The organism is Pseudoalteromonas luteoviolacea (assembly GCF_018100925.1).
Classification (GTDB): domain Bacteria; phylum Pseudomonadota; class Gammaproteobacteria; order Enterobacterales; family Alteromonadaceae; genus Pseudoalteromonas; species Pseudoalteromonas obscura.
The window spans coordinates 274539-293958 of sequence record NZ_JAGJEH010000002.1 but is presented as its reverse complement, the minus strand read 5'-3'; the positions used below and the strand labels follow the sequence as shown (position 1 = coordinate 293958).

13 protein-coding genes and 1 tRNA gene are annotated in these 19420 nt (G+C 42.8%); 9 read left to right on the top strand and 5 right to left on the bottom strand.

The features are described 5' to 3' along the window. Positions 1 to 4: 4 nt before the first annotated feature. Together J8M00_RS04185 and gloA are read left to right on the top strand one after the other, a co-directional pair. Positions 5 to 1954 (top strand): pre-peptidase C-terminal domain-containing protein, encoded by a 1950-nt coding sequence (locus tag J8M00_RS04185; RefSeq protein WP_211009089.1) that lies wholly within the window; start codon positions 5 to 7, stop codon positions 1952 to 1954. A gap of 74 nt (positions 1955 to 2028) precedes the next feature. Further along, positions 2029 to 2469 carry a lactoylglutathione lyase gene (gene gloA, locus J8M00_RS04180; protein WP_211009088.1) on the top strand — a complete coding sequence of 147 codons (441 nt, stop codon included), beginning with the start codon at positions 2029 to 2031 and terminating at the stop codon, positions 2467 to 2469. Positions 2470 to 2500: 31 nt separating this feature from the next. Here the strand turns inward: gloA and J8M00_RS04175 are convergent, their stop codons facing one another. From J8M00_RS04175 to J8M00_RS04160, 4 genes are all read right to left on the bottom strand, one after another. Then, positions 2501 to 3256 (bottom strand): transporter substrate-binding domain-containing protein, encoded by a 756-nt coding sequence (locus J8M00_RS04175; protein ID WP_211009087.1) that lies wholly within the window; start codon positions 3254 to 3256, stop codon positions 2501 to 2503. A gap of 79 nt (positions 3257 to 3335) precedes the next feature. Further along, complete coding sequence (locus J8M00_RS04170; protein WP_211009086.1) at positions 3336 to 6125, bottom strand: collagenase; 2790 nt, start codon at positions 6123 to 6125, stop codon at positions 3336 to 3338. A gap of 261 nt (positions 6126 to 6386) precedes the next feature. Further along, positions 6387 to 6701, bottom strand: coding sequence for a hypothetical protein (locus tag J8M00_RS04165; RefSeq protein ID WP_211009085.1), 315 nt, complete (start codon positions 6699 to 6701; stop codon positions 6387 to 6389). A 155-nt stretch (positions 6702 to 6856) separates the two neighbouring features. After that, a complete protein-coding gene (locus J8M00_RS04160) occupies positions 6857 to 8332 on the bottom strand; it encodes a hypothetical protein (protein ID WP_211009084.1) in 1476 nt (491 codons plus the stop codon). A gap of 317 nt (positions 8333 to 8649) precedes the next feature. On the opposite strand from J8M00_RS04160, the gene J8M00_RS04155 reads away from it, so the two are divergent. From J8M00_RS04155 to J8M00_RS04135, 5 genes are all read left to right on the top strand, one after another. Continuing rightward, on the top strand, positions 8650 to 9372 hold the full coding sequence (locus J8M00_RS04155; RefSeq protein WP_211009083.1) for a metal-dependent hydrolase: 723 nt from the start codon (positions 8650 to 8652) through the stop codon (positions 9370 to 9372). A 148-nt stretch (positions 9373 to 9520) separates the two neighbouring features. Continuing rightward, positions 9521 to 10936, top strand: coding sequence for an alanine/glycine:cation symporter family protein (locus tag J8M00_RS04150; RefSeq protein WP_211009082.1), 1416 nt, complete (start codon positions 9521 to 9523; stop codon positions 10934 to 10936). Between the two features lie 215 nt (positions 10937 to 11151). Further along, positions 11152 to 12162, top strand: coding sequence for a CobW family GTP-binding protein (locus J8M00_RS04145; RefSeq protein WP_211009081.1), 1011 nt, complete (start codon positions 11152 to 11154; stop codon positions 12160 to 12162). Positions 12163 to 12298: 136 nt separating this feature from the next. Continuing rightward, the gene (locus J8M00_RS04140; RefSeq protein WP_211009080.1) at positions 12299 to 14758 is read left to right on the top strand and encodes a M1 family metallopeptidase; all 2460 of its coding nucleotides are present in this window, start codon (positions 12299 to 12301) and stop codon (positions 14756 to 14758) included. Then, on the top strand, positions 14755 to 15252 hold the full coding sequence (locus J8M00_RS04135; RefSeq protein WP_211009079.1) for a DUF6702 family protein: 498 nt from the start codon (positions 14755 to 14757) through the stop codon (positions 15250 to 15252). Before J8M00_RS04140 ends, J8M00_RS04135 begins: the two co-directional genes overlap by 4 nt. Before the next feature lie 58 nt (positions 15253 to 15310). On the opposite strand, the gene J8M00_RS04130 is transcribed toward J8M00_RS04135, so the two are convergent. Next, positions 15311 to 16696 (bottom strand): fibrinogen-like YCDxxxxGGGW domain-containing protein, encoded by a 1386-nt coding sequence (locus J8M00_RS04130; RefSeq protein ID WP_211009078.1) that lies wholly within the window; start codon positions 16694 to 16696, stop codon positions 15311 to 15313. A 368-nt stretch (positions 16697 to 17064) separates the two neighbouring features. Here J8M00_RS04130 and J8M00_RS04125 point away from each other — a divergent pair. Together J8M00_RS04125 and J8M00_RS04120 are read left to right on the top strand one after the other, a co-directional pair. Next, a tRNA-Pro gene (locus tag J8M00_RS04125) sits at positions 17065 to 17141 on the top strand. Between the two features lie 484 nt (positions 17142 to 17625). Beyond that, entirely contained in the window at positions 17626 to 19329 is a 1704-nt protein-coding gene (locus tag J8M00_RS04120; RefSeq protein WP_211009077.1) for a tetratricopeptide repeat protein, read from the top strand. Positions 19330 to 19420: the final 91 nt, after the last annotated feature.

Below are 19420 nucleotides of genomic sequence, written 5' to 3'. Positions count from 1 at the left end.
CACTATGAGAGCGCTTTATTTAGGCCTCACGTCAACGATACTCATGGCAGGTACCAGCTACGCTGGTAGTGATTATCATCGTATTATTTGGGATGGAAACCCAAGTAGCCAAGCGACTATTGGATTTACGCCCGCCGGCGGGTCAAACCATGTCGTCAAATATGGCACAAATACAAACGAGTCCAGCTGGGCCACCAAATCGGTAACCGCTAGCCATACCTTTGACGGCAGTTTAAGTAGCCAATTTGTCAAACTAACTGGGCTGCCTGCTGACTCAGCCATCTATTATCGTGTCTGTGATAGCACGGGGTGCGGCCAGCACTTGTGGTTTAAAACTGCGCCGAATACAACGTCAACTGGCTTTGTTGCTATCGCAGGGGGTGATACCCGTACTGGTTGGACAACACGTCGTGCCGGAAATCAAATGGTTGCTAAAATTCGTCCCCTGTTCATTATGCACGGTGGTGACTATACCAATGCCAACTCGGCTTCAGAGATGAAAGAGTACCTTAAAGATTGGCAACTTACTTTTTCTAGCGATCAAATCGACGGACAAAGTTATAAACGAGTCTACCCATTCATTGCCACCCATGGAAATCATGAAGACGACAATTACAAAACATTGTGCCAAGTATTCGGTGTCGATTATGACAGCGATGGCCAATGTACCAACAAGGACACCTACGGCGCATTTAATGTGACCAATCTATTGCGTGTCTATACGTTAAATAGCCAGTATAAAAACAGCGGCTGGTCAAGCTATGCGACAGCCATGAATAATTGGCTAAAACAAGACTTACAAAGCCAAGGCGGCAATGCTAAATGGCGCGTAGCGCAATACCACAAGCCTATGTATCCGCACTATTCAGGCAAATCGGACAACACCATTTTACATACTTGGTGGGCAAACAGCTTTTTTGACAATGCAATGAACTTAGTGGTTGAATCCGATACCCATATCAACAAAATTACCGAAGCATTAAAACCTTCGGGCAGCAACTTTGTCAAAACCACAACTGGCGGTACAGTTTATGTTGGAGAAGGCAGCTGGGGCGCGCCTGCACGCTCAGCCAATGACCCCAAATCATGGACCATAGATCTTGCAAGCATACAGCAATTTAAAGTTTTGTCCGTGACTCCGTCAAAAATGGAGGTGAGAACAGCTCAATTTGCTTCTTCTACGAATACTTTAACGCGCGAACAGCGTGCAGCAGATCCTCTAGCACTGCCAAATAACGTTAATTGGTGGTATGCAAGTGGGTTAGGTGACGTATTGCCTCTAGTGCAAAGTGCTACTGGATTATCTATCATTGATACACCAGATAAACCCCTTCCTAATGTCCTTGAGAACGACGTACCTGCCACAGGTTTGAGCGGCGCAAAAGGCAGCAAAGTCATTTACACCATGGACGTGCCAGCGAATGCCAATCAATTGTCTTTCACATCCAGTGGTGGAACTGGTGATGTCGACATGTATGTTAAGTTTGGCACAGAGCCAACAACATCTAGTTATGATTGCCGTCCATATAAAGATGGTAATAATGAGTCTTGTACTATCTCAACAGTTCAAACTGGTACTTATTATGTCATGCTTAATGGATATGCCGCGTACAGTGGTGTTTCTTTGGTTGGCTCATATAGCACAGTCACTAACCCGGGTAACAAGCAGGAGTGGACAGATCTCTCAGCGAACAAATCTAACTGGAACTTCAAAACTTTTGAGGTACCCGCGGGGACCAGCAAGTTAACCGTTAAAATTAGCGGCGGTACGGGGGATGCGGATTTGTATATTCGCTTGAATAATCAACCTACCACATCAAGTTACGAGTGCCGCCCTTATGAAAACGGCAATACAGAAACCTGTACCATTACCAATCCTGGTGCGGGTACATGGCATCTAGGTGTTAGAGCTTATGAGACATATAGTGGCGTGACACTCAGCGCAGAATATTAATCAAAGCATAATTTGCCTCTTGTGAAGTTTGAGATTGCCCATATTATGTTGGGCATAAACACAAGGGGCATATTATGAACTTTTTACATACCATGGTGCGCGTAAAAGATTTAGACGCATCACTTAAGTTTTACTGCGACCTATTAGGGCTCGTAGAAATTAAACGCAAAGAAAGCGAAAAAGGCAGATTCACACTGGTTTTTTTAGCAGCACCTGGTCAACTTGAGCAAGCAAAAGAAACCTTCTCACCTACCATTGAGCTTACATATAACTGGGATACCGAAGACTATACTGGCGGTAGAAACTTCGGTCACCTCGCATTTGCGGTCGATAACATTTATTCCCTTTGTGAAAAGATTCAACGAGCAGGGGTGACTATAAACCGCCCTCCTCGATGTGGCCACATGGCATTTATTCAATCACCTGATGGGATCTCCATCGAGCTTTTACAAAAAGATGAGCCACTTCCCCCTCAAGAACCTTGGCTTTCAATGCCAAACACGGGTTCTTGGTAACGAGACCAAAGCGGGTATTAGGCCCGCTACGTCACTCAGCGATATGGTACGAACTAACCAGTTCTTTCATGTATTTTTTGAATCCAATCGAACCCGTTGTATTGAGTAACTGGGTAAATTTTTGCTTTTGCGATTTTGGCACAAGCAGTGCTCTGTAATATTTTTGATGAGCTTGATGTGACAGTGACAGACTCGTCCACCAGCCGTTTTTCTTAGCAAAGTAAAAAAATGTTGGTCGACTTACAACCGCGAAGTCCAGCTGTTGCTGTAAAATAAGCTCCAGCAGTTGCTTTTCACTTTGTGCATTTACACGTGTGAGCTTTTCTCGTCGTTCTGCTTCGTCTAATTTTGGATAATAATACCCTTCAACGCCGCCATATTTCTTTCCATGTAGGGACGTTTGATCATGGTATTCAAACGGTGTTTTTATACTCGATACAAATTCATCAGTATCGTAAAAAAGCGGATCGCTCCAAATAAACTTTTGTAGCTCAATATCGCCAAACCAAGCAGGATTTACACCTAATACTGCACCGTCCAAGCTGTCTTTATCTAAATCTCTGCGGATCTGCTCTTTTGTCAAAAGTACTAGCTCATATTTTATATTTGGCTGAAATTCATTCAGTAAGTTGACGATATCAAAATACAGGCCTTTTTTTGCAACTAAGCTCTCGATATAAGGCGGCTTATCATGATATGTATACAGGTTAAGCCGTTCAAGTTGCGCCCCCATCACTTTTAATGACGTCAAGACAAGCGCACACAGCAATAGTATCTTCAGCAACATAAACTCTAATAATGACTAAACGGTTCTAAGTTTAAATTTATCTTGTCACCGTTCAGTCATCAAGTTTTAAACAATAAAGTTAGCTGCAACTCCCCTCATTATACTTAACAAGTAGCGTTGCGCCCTGATGGGTACCGGATACTTTGAGATACCCCCAGTACTGACTTTGTCCAGACAAGTTGATGCACTCGCCATTGCCCTCATTTGCCGAACGGGCTTCCACATTTGACTCATTTGGCCAACCTTGATTGCTATATTCCAATGTCAGGTCTCCACTTCCGTGCGCAGTTTCAATACTAATAGAGCCTTGCCCTTGAACATTCTCCAAGCTATACCACAGTGACTCTTGGCTTGCCATACACACCGGTGTACCCGCTGTGACTCTCCCACCGGATAAACCGCCTTGAGTTTTACACACATCTGGCAGTGTTGCGCTAGGCCCTGTGAAATCTGCAATCAATGTTACGTTGTCAAACGCGTTGTAACCACGCAGCATAACGAAGTAGTCGCCACTTAACGGCTGTGCAATATCACAGCGCTCGGCATTGCCACTGACATATGGACGACAGTCATAGTCATTCAGCGTGGGGAGTTGCCCATGCCTCACATAAAGGTCAGCATCTCCCGTTCCTCCAGACAATGCGACAGAGAAGTCTGTCGCACCCGCGGGTAGGTTAATCTTGAAGTATTTTAACCCATCTTGCTGTCCAGCTACTGAGACTGCCTGTGCCTTTTGTAATACAACTACTTCATCACCGTTTTGAGATACTGACACTGTGGTTGATGCACTGGTTTGCGCCCCCTGCGGATCACTCACTGTTAGTGAAACATTGAAAGTTCCTTCACTGCGATAACTATGTCTTGGATTTGCATCTGTGCTTTGATTACCATCGCCAAACTGCCATAAGTAGGACAGTGCTTGACCTTCCGGATCGGAACTACCTTGGCTACTGAATATCACTTCACTGCCAACGCTGCCTGAATAAGGGCCATTGATTGATACGATTGGCGCTTTATTGTCGCTACCTCCAGCGAGTTCTTGTGTCCACTGCGTAAACTCATGGTCATATCGCTGTGCCCAGTCATCAACAGTAGCCTTGTAGCCTGGCCAATTCCCCTGTCGAGTTTGAGAGAGCATGACTTTGAGTTCTTCAAAGTGACGCTCGAACATAAAGCGAACAGCCAAATAACCCCAGCGATAGATCCGATCCTGATCAAATCCAGCATACGTGGTAGCAAAAATTTCATTCAATCGATAAGTACTGCCATCTTTAATGGTATCAATGGCCGCTTGATTATCATTTAAGTTGGCGACATATTCAGCTACCCCTTCACTCCACCATACGATGGCTTCTGTCGGCGCATTGAAATCTCCATACAAATCAAATCGCCCATCAAGATAATGGACATATTCATGCTCTAGGTTCCATACAAAGTGGTCCGCTTTTGCGTAGCTCGCTTCATATGCAACAAAGTTCGCTTGGTTGCCAACTTTACTCGGATCACCTTCGAGATACATACCACCATTATTGGTATCTATTTTAAAAATCGCTTTGGCATACTTGCCGTAATCACCACTGCTATCAAAAATATTAACTTGCAACATGGTATTATTATCATCGGCTACAGGGACTTGATTGGTGGCTAACATGGTATGAAAGCGAGTCTCTTCCAACGCCATTGTTTGGCAAGCCGAAAGATGCTGCTCAGGTGTCATATTTTGTGAGCGGATCCGGATCGTAGAGCTACATTGGTGAGTTTGAGACAGCGCCTTTTCCGTCAGTGCTTGTTCAAAGTTACATATGCCAAACGTTTCACAATCCGCATAATAAGTTGCCACATCGGCAGCAGCCAACCATATACCATCACCATAGCCAAAACTTTCGTAACGGCTAAATAGTCCTTTAAGGGCAGTATCAATAAGCGGTTGTATAGGCGCATTCTTATAGTTTTTTAACCTTGCCAGTTCGCTGGCAGAGTTAACAATCAAATATTCTGCATCTGAACCAATCATCCAACTTTGCTTGGTAAATGCTTCTAATGTTGCAACCAGATCAGTATCTGATTGCACCAATGCCACAAACTCATTGTTCCATTGGCCTCGATAAAGAATGGTAAATACCCCATTCACGGCACTTCGCATATGCCACTTGTCCGCGTAACTCTGGCCCCATTTTTTTAACCAAGATTTTACAACAGGTAGATAAATATCTTGCATTTCTGACGAGTCCATTGTGGTAATGACCTCTTTAAGCACCTCACCGTGTGCATCAGAATTGTTATAAAAGTGCTGATTATTAACAAAACCGTCTATGGCACTGCGCACGATCGCCTTTAACTCAGCGCCGAAACTGACAGAATCATTGTAAAACTCAACATAGTACCCAGCTCGAATGAATAGAAATAGCGCCTCAAGTTCGGCACTCCCGTTGCCATCATAGGCAGCGGCCAATGACTTTGCGTATTGGGCAACTGCGCTCATTTTAGCAGTGGTAAATACCGATGTTTGAAGCGTACTGGAAGCACTAAATAGCTCATTGACGCAACTTGCACCTTGTTGCACTACCACGGTTGCAATGTCACCAGCACCAGCCTGCGCCAGTTGATTAATATCACATTGTAGTATTGCGACATTGCTGGCAGATACCATCATAGGTGCTGTTAAAATAGTTTGTGCGCTGTGCCTATTTTCAGTTTGTGCTGTTGGTGAGTCATCACGATGCTGTGGCTTATGCTCGTCACCATGGTTTAATTGAATCGGCTGTGATGTTGTCAATGGTTTAAATGTACGCTGTGCAACGTCGTGAGCATGTATTTGTAAACTACACGCCAACAACGGCATTGATAAAGCAATTGCTTTTAGTTTCATAATATTACCTTTTAATGTGTGTATCCAAACCCGCTAACCGGGAACACTTTTTTAACATAAACGCAATATTGCATACAATATATTTTATATATTATTATTTCATAAACAGCTTATTAAATTCTTTATTTTGGTATTTAGAAAACTGAATTATTCTTCAAAAGACACGTGTTTTAGCACCGGTGTTACACCGCTAAAACAAGTTAAACGAGGACCTTAAAAACACATCTAGCCCTAAGGCATGCAAAGTTAAGTGGGGGAAAATTACTGTGTCATTGAGCTATTTAGATATTGGATATGAACAATACCTTGGTTTCGCATGGTAACAAGTAAGGTTTGCTTTTCCAGCCTCAATGGATAGTCACCATCAGGTAAATTTCTTTTAGTCAGATTATTTAACCCGGTAATTAAGCCATGGGTATCAAATGAAGCTCCCTCAGAGGTGTTTGCTTGTCCGCGATTTTTTAAATAGTCGACTCCTTTGTCGACACACCCATCCACCACTGATTTAGCTATTTTTCTACTAGCTTCATTCTTCAAAGCTTTAAAAAATAATGATTTAAATATAGTTACAATCATAATTGCACCCTAGCACTGAAACTTAACTTCATTGTGACATATGAAATTATTACACTCCATTACAGCTTAAATTTAAGCACTTTTTAGAATGAAGATCCGTCACGAATTGGATACAAATCGTTTCTAAATGTGTTTTTGTACATATATGGTACAAACTAGAGCAGTGTGACCTTGATATCTCGCCACCTTTTTTTATCACAAAGCGGATCACCGTCAAGCTTCATATAATGTGCAGCGCCGCCTTCAGTATTAAAACCCGCTATTTTTGCATGCCATGCTGCACCATGGGTAACAGCCCTAAGTGCCTCAGTAGGCGTGATACATTGCCCAGGGTCGAGTGTCCGCTCGTCACAAGAGTAGTTGTTGGGCATAGCTTCAATATCACGCTCTGTTGCGATCTCCGCTAGCCGGAGAGGGCAAACAGGCTCTCGAGGAAAGTCACTGTGTAAGCACAAATTGCTGCCGTTACGCAAAATACTGCTGCAAGGTACAAATAGCTCGTCATAGTGATAGTCATGTACCCATTTATAGCCACACGTGGCAAGACGACCCACTGTCAGAGCGACGGATGTGGTCTTATTTAAACGAACTAACTGCGGAGTTTTCATCACTTCACAGTGATCCAAACGCGCCAATTCATCTATATAACTTTGATATGTGTAGTATGCTGAGAAAGCCCGCTGAGGGGGCTCACTCGATACCAAATTTTTAAACAATAGATCGACAAAATGACTTTGTAGTGCCACTTCAAAATGACTTACGCCTTGCTTTCGACCAAGTTCAACTATGGCGCCAAATGTGTTTGGCAAATCACTCAAATGCCATAATAATTCTTTTTCACTGAATGCCCATGGCAACATAGACATGCCTTCAGCGTTGACGTAACCATGCTGGTTTATTGAATCAATAAAGCTCTGAAACGAAGGTGAGTGACCTATCGCGCTTTGCCTAATTTGATTGATCAGATCAGAGTTTACAAAAGCCACTGAAAAGTTGTTGCTTACGATACAAACTGGACGCCCCAAATCGAGCGCGTCGAGTGCTGCTACATTCAGCTCTCCCAAAGGCTTACCCCAATTAAGCAAGTAAGGATCTAAGCCAAAGCAAAATAAGCAGTCGTGTTTATCTAGACTGCAATTTAAATAATCAAGCGCGTTATGTATATAATCCAAGTTGTAATCTTGCAGTACACGCTTTGCACTGCCACACAACCCAAATAAACCAAGGTCTGCATAATGTCGACACAAAGCAGACTCCACAAGATAGCAGTGCACATTAACGCAACTTGGCGAGATCGCCTCTCCGGGCGACAATCGGTGTAGTCTCACCATCGCCGAATGGGATTTAGCACTACCATATACTTCAGCAAACGAGCCAAAGTTCAGCAATTGGCCATTATGGATAGATATTGCTTCAACTGTGTTTAAGACATCTGAAAATTCACGATATATGACACTACCATGGCGAGCGTCATAAATATCAATATAAGGTCCAGTTTCGACATGCCCTGAAGTACTAGCATAAGATTGAAACAAGGACGGTGTGTATTTATCTGCGAGTCGATTAAGCCATGTCTGAATAAATGAGCTTTCCATCGGATGGTTTTGCAACATGGGGTTGAGAAAGTGCATTGTGTGCTCACTCCTAACGTCATTTCTTGACAGGCTCAACATCGAATTTCGGCTTATACGCTTATCTAGCGTGATTAATTGCTTTAGGCTAGCCAACTGTATGAATAAAGAACATTACACCTTATTACAGTCTCAGTTGTTAGAAACACACCTCAATGTAATATCTTTGACGATAAACTCAGCGTACTTTCGTAATTACTCCTTCAAACTACTTCAAGTCACCCTTAGACGTGTGCGCAAGGTCAATTTTGCTGTACACTAGATGAAAACAAAAAGTGTCCTTTATTCGTTAACTTAATCAATTACTTGGAAGTAAAATGGCAAATTTTTCTACACATCTTAAAGCATCGACTGTCGTGAGTGCGACCTTGAGTTCAGTATTGCTTAGTATGGCGGAGATCAATGGCTTTGGGGCACTTGGGCTGTTTATCGTTGGGGCACTTGCAGGCCTATTACCAGATCTTGATTCGGACAAATCCAGATCTTTAAATAGTCTGTTTAGCGTATTTGCAATTTTGGTTGCCGGTATTCTTATACTCAATTACGAATTTAATTCGGTAACAGAAACTTGGTTAGTTGGATTGCTGGTCTACGTCACCTTTATGTATCTCATAAAACCGATTTTTGAACACTTCACTGTCCACCGAGCAACCCTGCATTCAATATCTGCCGTTCTGATGTTTAGTCTGCTTACATTTCACGGCTCTATTTTGTTCGGTACCTCATTACATACCGCATTGTTGACCAGCTTTTTTGTATTCACAGGTGCGCTTACCCATCTGATCTTAGATGAATGCTATAGCGTGGACATTGACAACAAAGAGCTCAAGGCTTCTTTTGGCACAGCAATGAAATTACTCGATTTAAGATACCCTATTACCTCCTTGTCACAGGTTGCCGTGTCAGCTGGCTGCATTTACTTTGCCATGCCTTACTTGGCAGACATTACATCGCTAGTACTGGGCTGGTCAGATAAATTACAAGCACTGAGCTTTTTCCCTGATTTGGAAAATCTATCTTGGCCTAAGCTGCTTTCTTAGTGGCTGCATTACCATCATAGGCCTTATAAATAAGGCTTATGCAAACAATATTGTACATTTGAATTCAGCGCAGTAATTTCGTATACATGCCAAGTTGTGGTAAGTTACGCCCTCAAAATTATTCGTTACCTTAAATAAAGGATATCCGATGGCTGAGTTTTTTAACCAAATCAGCGGCCTGTTGTGGGGACATATTCTTATATACCTACTCATCGCAGCCGGTGTTTTCTTTACAATACGACTTGGGTTTATTCAATTTGCCCAGTTTCCGCACATGATCAAAGTCATGGCCAATAGCCGAAATAACGCAGGTGAAGGGATCTCCTCTTTCCAAGCTTTTTGTACATCACTCGCAGCACGTGTCGGTACAGGCAATATGGCGGGCGTTGCCGTTGCACTCTATTTAGGCGGTGCTGGCGCAATTTTTTGGATGTGGCTAATTGCACTTATTGGTATGGCAACCAGCTTTGCTGAAAGTGCGCTTGCTCAGCTTTACAAAGTCAAAGATGAAGAGGGTAACTACCGTGGTGGCCCTGCTTATTATATGCAATACGGCCTTAACAAGCGTTGGATGGGGATCTTATTCTCACTCTGTCTTATCCTAGCTTTTGGTTTAGTATTTAACGCAGTACAATCAAATTCCATTGCAGCAGCTTTTGAAGTGGCATTCGATGTACCTAAGTATGTAATGGGTATTTTGCTGGTTATTGGCTCTGCAATCATCATTTTTGGTGGCCTTAAAACCATCGCTCGTTTTGCTGAGCTTGTGGTGCCATTTATGGCATTGGCTTACTTGATGGTGGCACTTTATGTTTGCTTCAGCAACCTTGAACTACTCCCGGACGTATTTATGCAGGTCATCAATAGCGCCTTTGGACTAGAACAAGCCGCAGGTGGTGCAGTTGGCTACGCGGTTATGCAGGCGATGATCCAAGGTATTAAACGCGGTTTATTCTCTAACGAAGCGGGTATGGGTAGTGCCGCGAATGCTGCAGCCAGTGCTACACCAAACCCAAACCATCCTGCATCACAAGGTTATGTACAAATGCTTGGTGTATTCGTAGATACCATTGTTATTTGTAGTGCGACAGCGGCACTGGTTTTACTTTCAAACCAGCTTGTACCAGACTCAGGCGTAACTGGTATTGCGCTTACACAGGCTGCACTGGTTGAACACGTAGGTGAATGGGGCGCCATCTTCATCGCAGTGGCTATTTTCTTCTTCGCATTTACGTCTATCGTGGCAAATTACAGTTATGCAGAAACCAACTTGATGTTCTTACAAGAAAACAAAATGGCGATGATGGTTTTCCGTATTTGTGTATTAGGCATGGTAATGTTTGGTGCCGTAGGCGAACTTGGCCTTATTTGGACACTTGCAGATATCTCTATGGGCCTGATGGCCATTGTTAACGTCGCTGCGCTATTTATGCTATCTGGCATTGTTATTTGGCTTGCCAAAGACTACAGAGCACAGCTAAAAGAAGGCAAAACGCCTAAATTTGACCCAAGCAGTCGACCAGAGATAGCTAAAACCCTGCCAAAAGGGATTTGGCGCAAATAATATTTGTGCTATCAAAAAGCGGCGGTCAATCTGCCGCTTTTTTTATTTCCACACAACCCTGCCACAGCTGCAATCTCAACCACTCAGCAGCCATTTATGAACGCTAACCACCAACTACATTACTATTCGGTGAATAACAACAATTGTTATAGTATAACATTTCAAATATACTAGGGCGCAGTCGTCACTCTGATGCGCATAATTTGGAGCAAGTAATGCAAAGTAAAAATGAGCCGATCTCCGCGATCCCAACCAACATCATCACTGGCTTTTTGGGTGTTGGCAAAACATCTGCCATCACACATCTTCTCAGTCACAAACCCGAAAACGAGAGGTGGGCTATTCTTGTAAACGAGTTTGGTGAAATTGGTATTGATGGCAACTTGCTTAGCAAACCAAAAGACCAACAAGTTTATATCCGAGAAGTCCCCGGCGGTTGTATGTGCTGTGCATCAGGCTTACCGATGCAAATTGCCCTGAATCAATTACTCAAAGAAGCCAACCCTCACAGGTTACTTATTGAACCAACCGGGCTTGGGCACCCAGTCGAAGTGTTGCAGTTGCTGTCTAACCACTATTACCAGCAACTACTCAGCCTCGAAAAAGTCATCACGCTAGTCGATGCTCGTAACCTAGAAGACAAACGATTCACAGATCACCCCACTTTTAATCAGCAGATCTCCATCTCAGACGTGGTTGTTGGTAACAAACTTGATTTGTACAACGCACACCATAAAACAACCCTTGAGAACTATTTAACAGACAAAAACTTTAACGACAAAACCGTGCAGTTCTGTTCACATGGTCAGCTGGACCCTCAGTGGTTGAGCGGTAAAACGCAAAGTACTACCAAGCCGCCCTGTCACCACCATCATCACCATCAAACAGATACATCTCGTGATATTAACGCAGAGCCCTTCCCTGAAGAAGGTTTTCTTAGCGCCCAAAATGAGGGAGAAGGCTTCGCAAGCGTTGGATGGCGATTTGCACCGGATCAAATTTTTGACCGCGCAAAGTTACGAACATTTATCACAGGAGTAGATGCGCTGCGGCTAAAGGCCGTGTTTATCACTGCACAAGGCATTTTTGGTTACAACAAAACTGCTGATGGCACCACGGAAATCGAGTTGGATGAATGTAGCGAAAGTCGCATTGAAATTATCGGTAATCGTATTTGTCCTGATACAGAGTCCACTCTGCTTGATTGCTTGGCGTCCCATCGCTAATTGCTTAACAACAGCATCGTAATAAATTATTTTTTACCCAATTTACAAGGCATGTTAAGGAGGGGCAACACAACATAAATCACCAACACAGCTGTAAAACAGCTTTTTAGTAAGCGGATCAAAGAAAGAAAACAAAATGAAAACAAACACATCATTACTGATTGCCACCTTTGCAACACTGATTTTTTCCAGTGTTGTAAATGCATCAGCAATTAATCAAACGAAAGGGGACTTCGAAGACAAGTTCCGTCAATTAGATGAAGTATTGCCTACCCCAAATGTGTATCGCAACGCAGCGGGAGAGCCTGGACAGCAGTACTGGCAACAAAAGGTCGACTATAAAATCAAGGTGTCACTGGACGAGCAAAAACGTCGTTTAACAGGCCATGAGAAAATCACCTACCATAATAATTCGCCCTATCGATTAAAATACCTGTGGGTACAGCTCGATCAAAACATCTTTAAAGATGATTCAATAGCGAATATGGCCAATAACTTCGGTGGTGTTGGTCGACGTGGACCTTACACTAAGCCGGGAAATGAAAAGAAACCAGCAAAAATCAGCCTTGGCGAATTAAGACGCCAACAATTTATGGCTGACAATGAATTAGGTTATGAAATTAGCGCGGTTACTGATCACCGAGGCAAAAAGTTGAGCTTTACACTCGTTGGTACACAAATGCGTATCGACTTGCCTAAACCGCTCAAGTCAGGAGACTCGGTAAGATTTGCCATTGATTTTGCATTTAATATCGTCGAAGAAGATGCTGTATCAGCACGCTCTGGCTATGAACACTTTGCCGATGATCCGCGCCCTGGAGGCAACGACATTTTCCTCTTAGCACAGTGGTTTCCTAGACTACATGCCTATACCGACTATGAGGCATGGACAAATAAAGAGTTTTTGGGCCGTGGTGAGTTCACCTTGGAGTTTGGCGACTACGAAGTTGAGATTGATGTACCTGCCGACCATATCGTTAGTGCAACAGGTGTTTTAACCAATGCCAAACAGGTACTAACAAAAACTCAGCGCAAGCGCCTCAAAGAAGCTGAAACAGCTAAACGTCCAGTGTTTATTGTCACTGAAGAAGAAGCTCTTGAAAACGAAAAAGAAGGGTCTAACAAGCGCAAGACGTGGAAGTTCAAAGCCGAAAACGTGCGTGACTTTGCATGGGCGTCATCACGTAAGTTTATGTGGGATGCACGCGGCTACCAGCAAGGTGGTGAAGAGATGCCAATGGTTATGGCCATGTCTTTTTATCCAAAAGAAGGTGGCGACCTTTGGAAAAAGTATTCAACGGAATCTGTGATCCATACCATGGAAGTGTACTCACGCTTTTCTTTTGACTACCCCTACCCAACAGCACAATCTGTAAATGGCCCGGTTGGTGGTATGGAATACCCAATGATCACCTTCAATGGCCCACGTACAGAGCTGCAAGATGATGGCACTCGTACTTATTCTCAAGCAGAAAAACGCTTCCTTATTGGTGTTGTGATCCACGAAATCGGTCACATTTACTTCCCAATGATAGTTAACTCCGACGAGCGCCAGTGGACGTGGATGGACGAAGGCCTCAATAGCTTCTTAGATGGTGTTGCAGGACGTGAATGGGATCCAAACATTCCATGGGGTGTAGAGCCTAGAGATATTGTTGGATATATGAAGTCTGAGAACCAAGTCCCTATTATGACTCAGTCTGACAGCGTATTAAATTTAGGCCCTAATGCCTACACTAAACCTGCCGCGGCTTTGAATATTTTACGTGAAGTCATACTTGGTCGCGAGCTATTTGATTTTGCTTTCAAAGAATTCTCTGAGCGCTGGCGATTTAAGCGCCCTACCCCATCTGACTTTTTCCGCACAATGGAAGAAGCCTCAGGCGTGGATCTAGATTGGTTCTGGCGCGGATGGTTCTACTCAACTGATCATGTTGATATTTCTATCGACAAGGTATACCAAATGCGCTTAGACACCCACAACCCTGATATCGACTTTTCGCGTCAGCGACAGTTTGAAAACGACAAACCATCTTCGTTGTTCGTTGAGCGCAACAAAGCCGAGGGCAAAAAACTGTGGGTTGAAATGAACCCTGATATCAGAGACTTTTATGACGACAATGACCGCTTTACCGTAACCAATAAAGAGCGCAATGAGTACAAAGAGTTTCTTGACTCTTTAAAACCTTGGGAGCGCAAAACACTCTCTCGTGCTTTAGAAGAAGACAAAAACTACTACGTACTTGAGTTTTCAAATATCGGTGGCTTGGTGATGCCAATCCTGCTTGAACTCACTTATGAAGACGGCAGTAAAGAGAGCCAGTATATCCCGGCAGAGATTTGGCGCAGAACCCCTAAACATGTTCGAAAGCTGATTGTCACAGACAAAAATAAGGTGCTGACACAAGTTGTTGTTGACCCAGGCTGGGAAACTGCCGATGTTGATGTAGAAAACAACCATTACCCACGTCGTATTATTCCTTCTCGTGTTGAGGCCTACAAAAAGGAAAAGAGCGCAGCCAAAGTGAAGCGCGATATTATGCAAGATATCAAAACTGAACTAAAAAGTGGTGAAAAAGCAGAGGATACACAATGATTAAGTATCTTCAACTGATCATCATAGCCGCTGCAATGCTATTAAGCACTGGTGCCTTTGCACACCAACAAAAGGCCGCGGAAACAACCGTTTTATTCAACAAAAACTCTGGGCAATTGGAGATCATGCATCGCTTTTATCTGCATGATACCGAGCATGCCGTGCAATCTTTGTTTGATAAAAAGGCTGATATCCTCAATGCCAAAAAAACACAGCAGCAGTTTGCTGACTATGTCGCTAAACACTTTCAATTGAAAACACTGGACGACAAAGACATCAGCTTAACGAACGTAGGTTTTGAAGTAGAGGGTAAGTTTTTTTGGGTCTACCAAGAAACCAAGATTCCAAGCGCAATCACCGGCATAAAAATGTACAACGGCTCGTTACGCGACTTGTGGCCTGCACAGGTCAATATGGTAAACGTTGAGGGAAAAGGCAAAGTCCGTACTTTGTATTTTAGCCACGACGATGAGTGGCTAGTAGCACGTTTTTAAGTTACTGTTGACACGACAAAAATAGGGAGCCCCCCACTGGGTTGCTCCCTTTTTTATATTATCTAACAAATATATATGTTGTTTGCTCTACGGCAATACCAGCGACATTACCTGCTTTATATACGCCACCAACATATGCATAAATATTGTGGTAGTTAAGCATCGAATAATCTGAACCGGATCCGCTACATCCTGAGGTTTCATGCCAGAAGAGTCTAAACTGATGCTCGCCCGTCATACCGTGGTTTCGACCCAATGTATCTTGCAACGGAATGCAACTCGCATTATTGAGCACAGCAATATCTGCGATAGCAAACACACCCACATCACGCATTGTGATCATCATTTCTTGGCTGTTGTTTTTATAATGAACCCACTGTGGATCAGTTAGGTGATAGTTGTCATCAAACGATGTAATGTTTTGGGTCGCCGTGAAAAGTACTTCAAAGTTATGAATGTGGTTGTAAGCTTTACCCGGCACATAACGGATCCCCATTAAAGTCCAGCCACCGCCTTCCATTTCCATGTCACAGAAAGTAGTAAACTCAGGTAGGCCGCCAGCCCCGTCCGGATCTAGCGTGTAGTAGCCAGACTGCGAAGCTGGGTCTTTATCTAAAATAGCCTTACAACTCGTGTTGCCAAGAGCAGGTTGAACGTTCTTATTTGCACGGATTGTGGCGGTATCTCCCCCTATTGACGTGATATCTTGCGCGAATAAATGGCCATTAATATCAAGTACGTTAATCACTTCATGTACATGCTCAAGCTCTGCATCACGAGACTGCTCCTCTTGTAAAAACAGCTCGTGGCTTTCAAATTGTACTGGTAGTTCATCCACTTTAATCTGGTTAAGTTTATACACTTCGCCTGTATCTAAATTACCAGACTTACTTGGCGCATAAATCGCTAAATATGAAACAGTTTGATTATTGCGCGTATTAGCGCTAGTTTGCAGCTCTTGAAACTGAACCTTGGCATTGAAACCAATTTGATTGACACTGCTTGCTCGAGCGACATAAGCAAACCCACCGTTGTCAGACTGAGGACTTAAAAATAAGTAAGGGACTTGGTCGAACTGCTGTGCAAAATTAAAAGTTTGACTCGCCGAACTCAAATTGACCGTACCCACTTCCCAGATTGAACCATCCTGCATCGTGTGCGTACCAACACCCAAAGTGAGTGTCGATATAGTTTCATCTGCGTGAGCGCCATCTAGGTACTCCCACTCCTTAAAACTTATAGTAAATGTCCCGTCCTGATTATTTTGCAGTGCTACCGCACCAGGTTGTTGATCAAGGTTGCTAGCCACCCCCGCAATCACAACTTCATTAGCTGCAGCATTAACCAGAGTACCATTGCTACTTGCTGTGTTCTCAACCAGAACAGTAGCACTGGCCGAACATACTGCGAGTACAGGTGCCATTAGCAGAGCTTGTTTTAACATATCTTTTCCTTTTATCTTTGGGTATTTAAGTGGTTTCTTTTTCTTGATCGCATTCTAACAAAGCTAACGATCGTGACATATCGAAATCGGAATAAACCATTAAATTACTGTTGAAATTAGGATTATTGTATTAGAAAACACTTAGGGCTTGCTTGAAACGCAAACGACCAATTAAATAAAGAAGAGTACAATCCCATGTTTCGCTCTGGATGATCACAACCAGCGAGCAACCCGAAAACCCATTGATAATAAATCAACCTAAAATAGACTTTGAATTGCACGATCTTCGTATTATGATGATTTAATGTCCAAACAAACCAATTAGTTATTGCCTTTTCAAATAAAATCATTATAGTGAAAAACCAAGTCGGCATATAGCGCAGCTTGGTAGCGCACTGTCATGGGGTGTCAGGGGTCGCAGGTTCAAATCCTGCTATGCCGACCAGCTTTTCCTCCCCCTATTCAATTATTTATCTTCGTTATTTTCAATACTCAACTGCTGTGGTTTTTAGTTTTTCTCCCAACACTTAGAACATCATATTTTTTCTAGGTTTAAGATCAGTTTTGGGGAAAACTTTTGGACACTGCCATTAATTACTATGAGTTGTCAGTTTTTCAATGCTTTTGAAGCGTTAACTTGGTAATTCATCGATATCTAAAAAGTACCAAACTCACTCACCAGATAGCTTTGATTTCAAATCAATAACTCTGGCCCCTTTGGTTAGATTGAATCGCTAAGTAACATTTATTTGGTCTGGAGTGAAGTTCCTGTAAAAGTCAAAAGTGGCAAATTTATTTTCCTACTTATATGAATTAGTATATTTATTGATTCACAACTGAAACAGCACCACTTCAAGCTCAAACCTGAATGTCGGTTCAATTTTGAAATTTATTAAAACGCTGGTACGTAATAGTAAAAGGAAAATTTTATGTTCGATGACGACCAAGATAATAGAGTTGGGGTTAAAGGCGCTCGGATTAGCGCAAAAGGCGCAATTACAGCGGCGCTCATTACTGTTATCGGCGGATTCATAATTGCATTATTTTTTGACAAGGGAGGATCCCCGGGTGTAAACATAGATGGTAACGGACACACAGTTCATAACGGTAGCGGAAATGTTGTGCAACATATTCACGGTATTACTCTTGAGCAATATGAAACCGGATTAAAACGTAGGGAAAAGGAAATCACTGAGAAGCTCAAAAAAGCCCATGATGAAAATAAAAAAATACTTGAATCTGAGTTATCTGGATTAAAGTCAAAACTTTCTAATATCGAAACTGCATATCAACAACATATCGCTCAACTACAAGTACAAATTAAACGTCTAGAATCTTTGCAAGATACGGTCAGTTCCGATCTTTACCATAAGGCTAAACAGGCCTTGATTGAAGGGAATATAGCGAAAGCAGATACGTTGTTTGCTCAGTTTGCGCAATGTGAACAAGCAACACTAGAAGCACTGGCCGAAGCCAGTTATCAACGTGGAGAAATCGCTTATGAAGAAGTCCGGTTTGCCCAAGCATTCGCTCACTTCCAAAAAGCAGCCAGGCTCTCCTCTGATAACCCACTCTATAACAACAGGGCTGGTTTACTAGCTCAAACTTTAGGCCAGTTCCAAAAAGCCATTGATTATTATGAACTCACACTAAAAAATAACCTTAAAACCTTTGATGAAAACCACCCCTCTGTAGCTACCAGCCGTAATAACTTGGGATCAGTGTGGAAACGTAAAGGCAACTATGGTAAGGCTATAGGTTATTACGAACTCGCTCTGGAAACTAACCTCAAAGCTTTTGGTGAAGGCCATCCCAAGGTAGCTACTATCCACAATAACTTAGGATCAGCTTGGGATGATAAAAGCGACTACGATAGAGCCATTAACTACTATAATCTCGCGCTGTCAAGTGATCTCAAAACCTTTGGTGAAAACCACCCGAGGGTAGCTACTATTCGCAATAACTTAGGCTCAGCATGGAAAGGTAAAGGTAACTATGATAGGGCTATTGGCTATTATAAACTTGCACTAAAGACTAACCTCAAAACCTTTGGAGAAGGCCATCCCCTAGTAGCTATTACCCGCAATAACTTAGGTACAGTTTGGTATGAAAAAGGCGACTACGATAAAGCTATTAGATACTATGAACTTGCTCTGAAAAGTGACCTCAAAACCTTTGGGGAAGACCATCCTGCAGTAGCTATTACCCGCAACAATTTAGGTACAACTTGGCATGGTAAAGGCGACTATGATAAGGCTATAGGCTACTATGAACTTGCTCTAAAAAGTGACCTCAAAACTTTTGGGGAAGACCACCCCGATGTAGCGGTAGGCCACAATAACTTAGGCTTAGCTTGGCATGATAAAGGCAACTATGATAAAGCTATTGGCTATTTTGAGCTGGCACTGCAAAGTGACCTCAAATCCTTTGGTGAAAGCCACCCTAGTGTCGCTGTAGACAACAACAATTTAGGTTCAGCTTGGCTGCATAAGGGCAACTATAATAAGGCCATTGGCTACTATGAACAGGCACTAGTTAATTTACAAAAATCGTTGGGGAAGACTCACCCCAACACAAAAGCAATTAGGCGTAATTTAAAATATGTAAAAAAGCTCGCAATGTCGCAAAAATAGCTTCAAAAGAGTTATAGGTAACGCAAGTAAAACAATATTATATTTACCGCTTTTAATTCCTGATAGGTTCAAGTTTTGTTTACAATACAAA

Coding starts and splice junctions, on each gene's coding strand:
- J8M00_RS04185 (WP_211009089.1), top strand. CDS start 5: ATGAGAGCGCTTTATTTAGGCCTCACGTCAACGATACTCATGGCAGGT.
- gloA (WP_211009088.1), top strand. CDS start 2,029: ATGAACTTTTTACATACCATGGTGCGCGTAAAAGATTTAGACGCATCA.
- J8M00_RS04175 (WP_211009087.1), bottom strand. CDS start 3,256: ATGTTGCTGAAGATACTATTGCTGTGTGCGCTTGTCTTGACGTCATTA.
- J8M00_RS04170 (WP_211009086.1), bottom strand. CDS start 6,125: ATGAAACTAAAAGCAATTGCTTTATCAATGCCGTTGTTGGCGTGTAGT.
- J8M00_RS04165 (WP_211009085.1), bottom strand. CDS start 6,701: ATGATTGTAACTATATTTAAATCATTATTTTTTAAAGCTTTGAAGAAT.
- J8M00_RS04160 (WP_211009084.1), bottom strand. CDS start 8,332: ATGCACTTTCTCAACCCCATGTTGCAAAACCATCCGATGGAAAGCTCA.
- J8M00_RS04155 (WP_211009083.1), top strand. CDS start 8,650: ATGGCAAATTTTTCTACACATCTTAAAGCATCGACTGTCGTGAGTGCG.
- J8M00_RS04150 (WP_211009082.1), top strand. CDS start 9,521: ATGGCTGAGTTTTTTAACCAAATCAGCGGCCTGTTGTGGGGACATATT.
- J8M00_RS04145 (WP_211009081.1), top strand. CDS start 11,152: ATGCAAAGTAAAAATGAGCCGATCTCCGCGATCCCAACCAACATCATC.
- J8M00_RS04140 (WP_211009080.1), top strand. CDS start 12,299: ATGAAAACAAACACATCATTACTGATTGCCACCTTTGCAACACTGATT.
- J8M00_RS04135 (WP_211009079.1), top strand. CDS start 14,755: ATGATTAAGTATCTTCAACTGATCATCATAGCCGCTGCAATGCTATTA.
- J8M00_RS04130 (WP_211009078.1), bottom strand. CDS start 16,696: ATGTTAAAACAAGCTCTGCTAATGGCACCTGTACTCGCAGTATGTTCG.
- J8M00_RS04120 (WP_211009077.1), top strand. CDS start 17,626: ATGTTCGATGACGACCAAGATAATAGAGTTGGGGTTAAAGGCGCTCGG.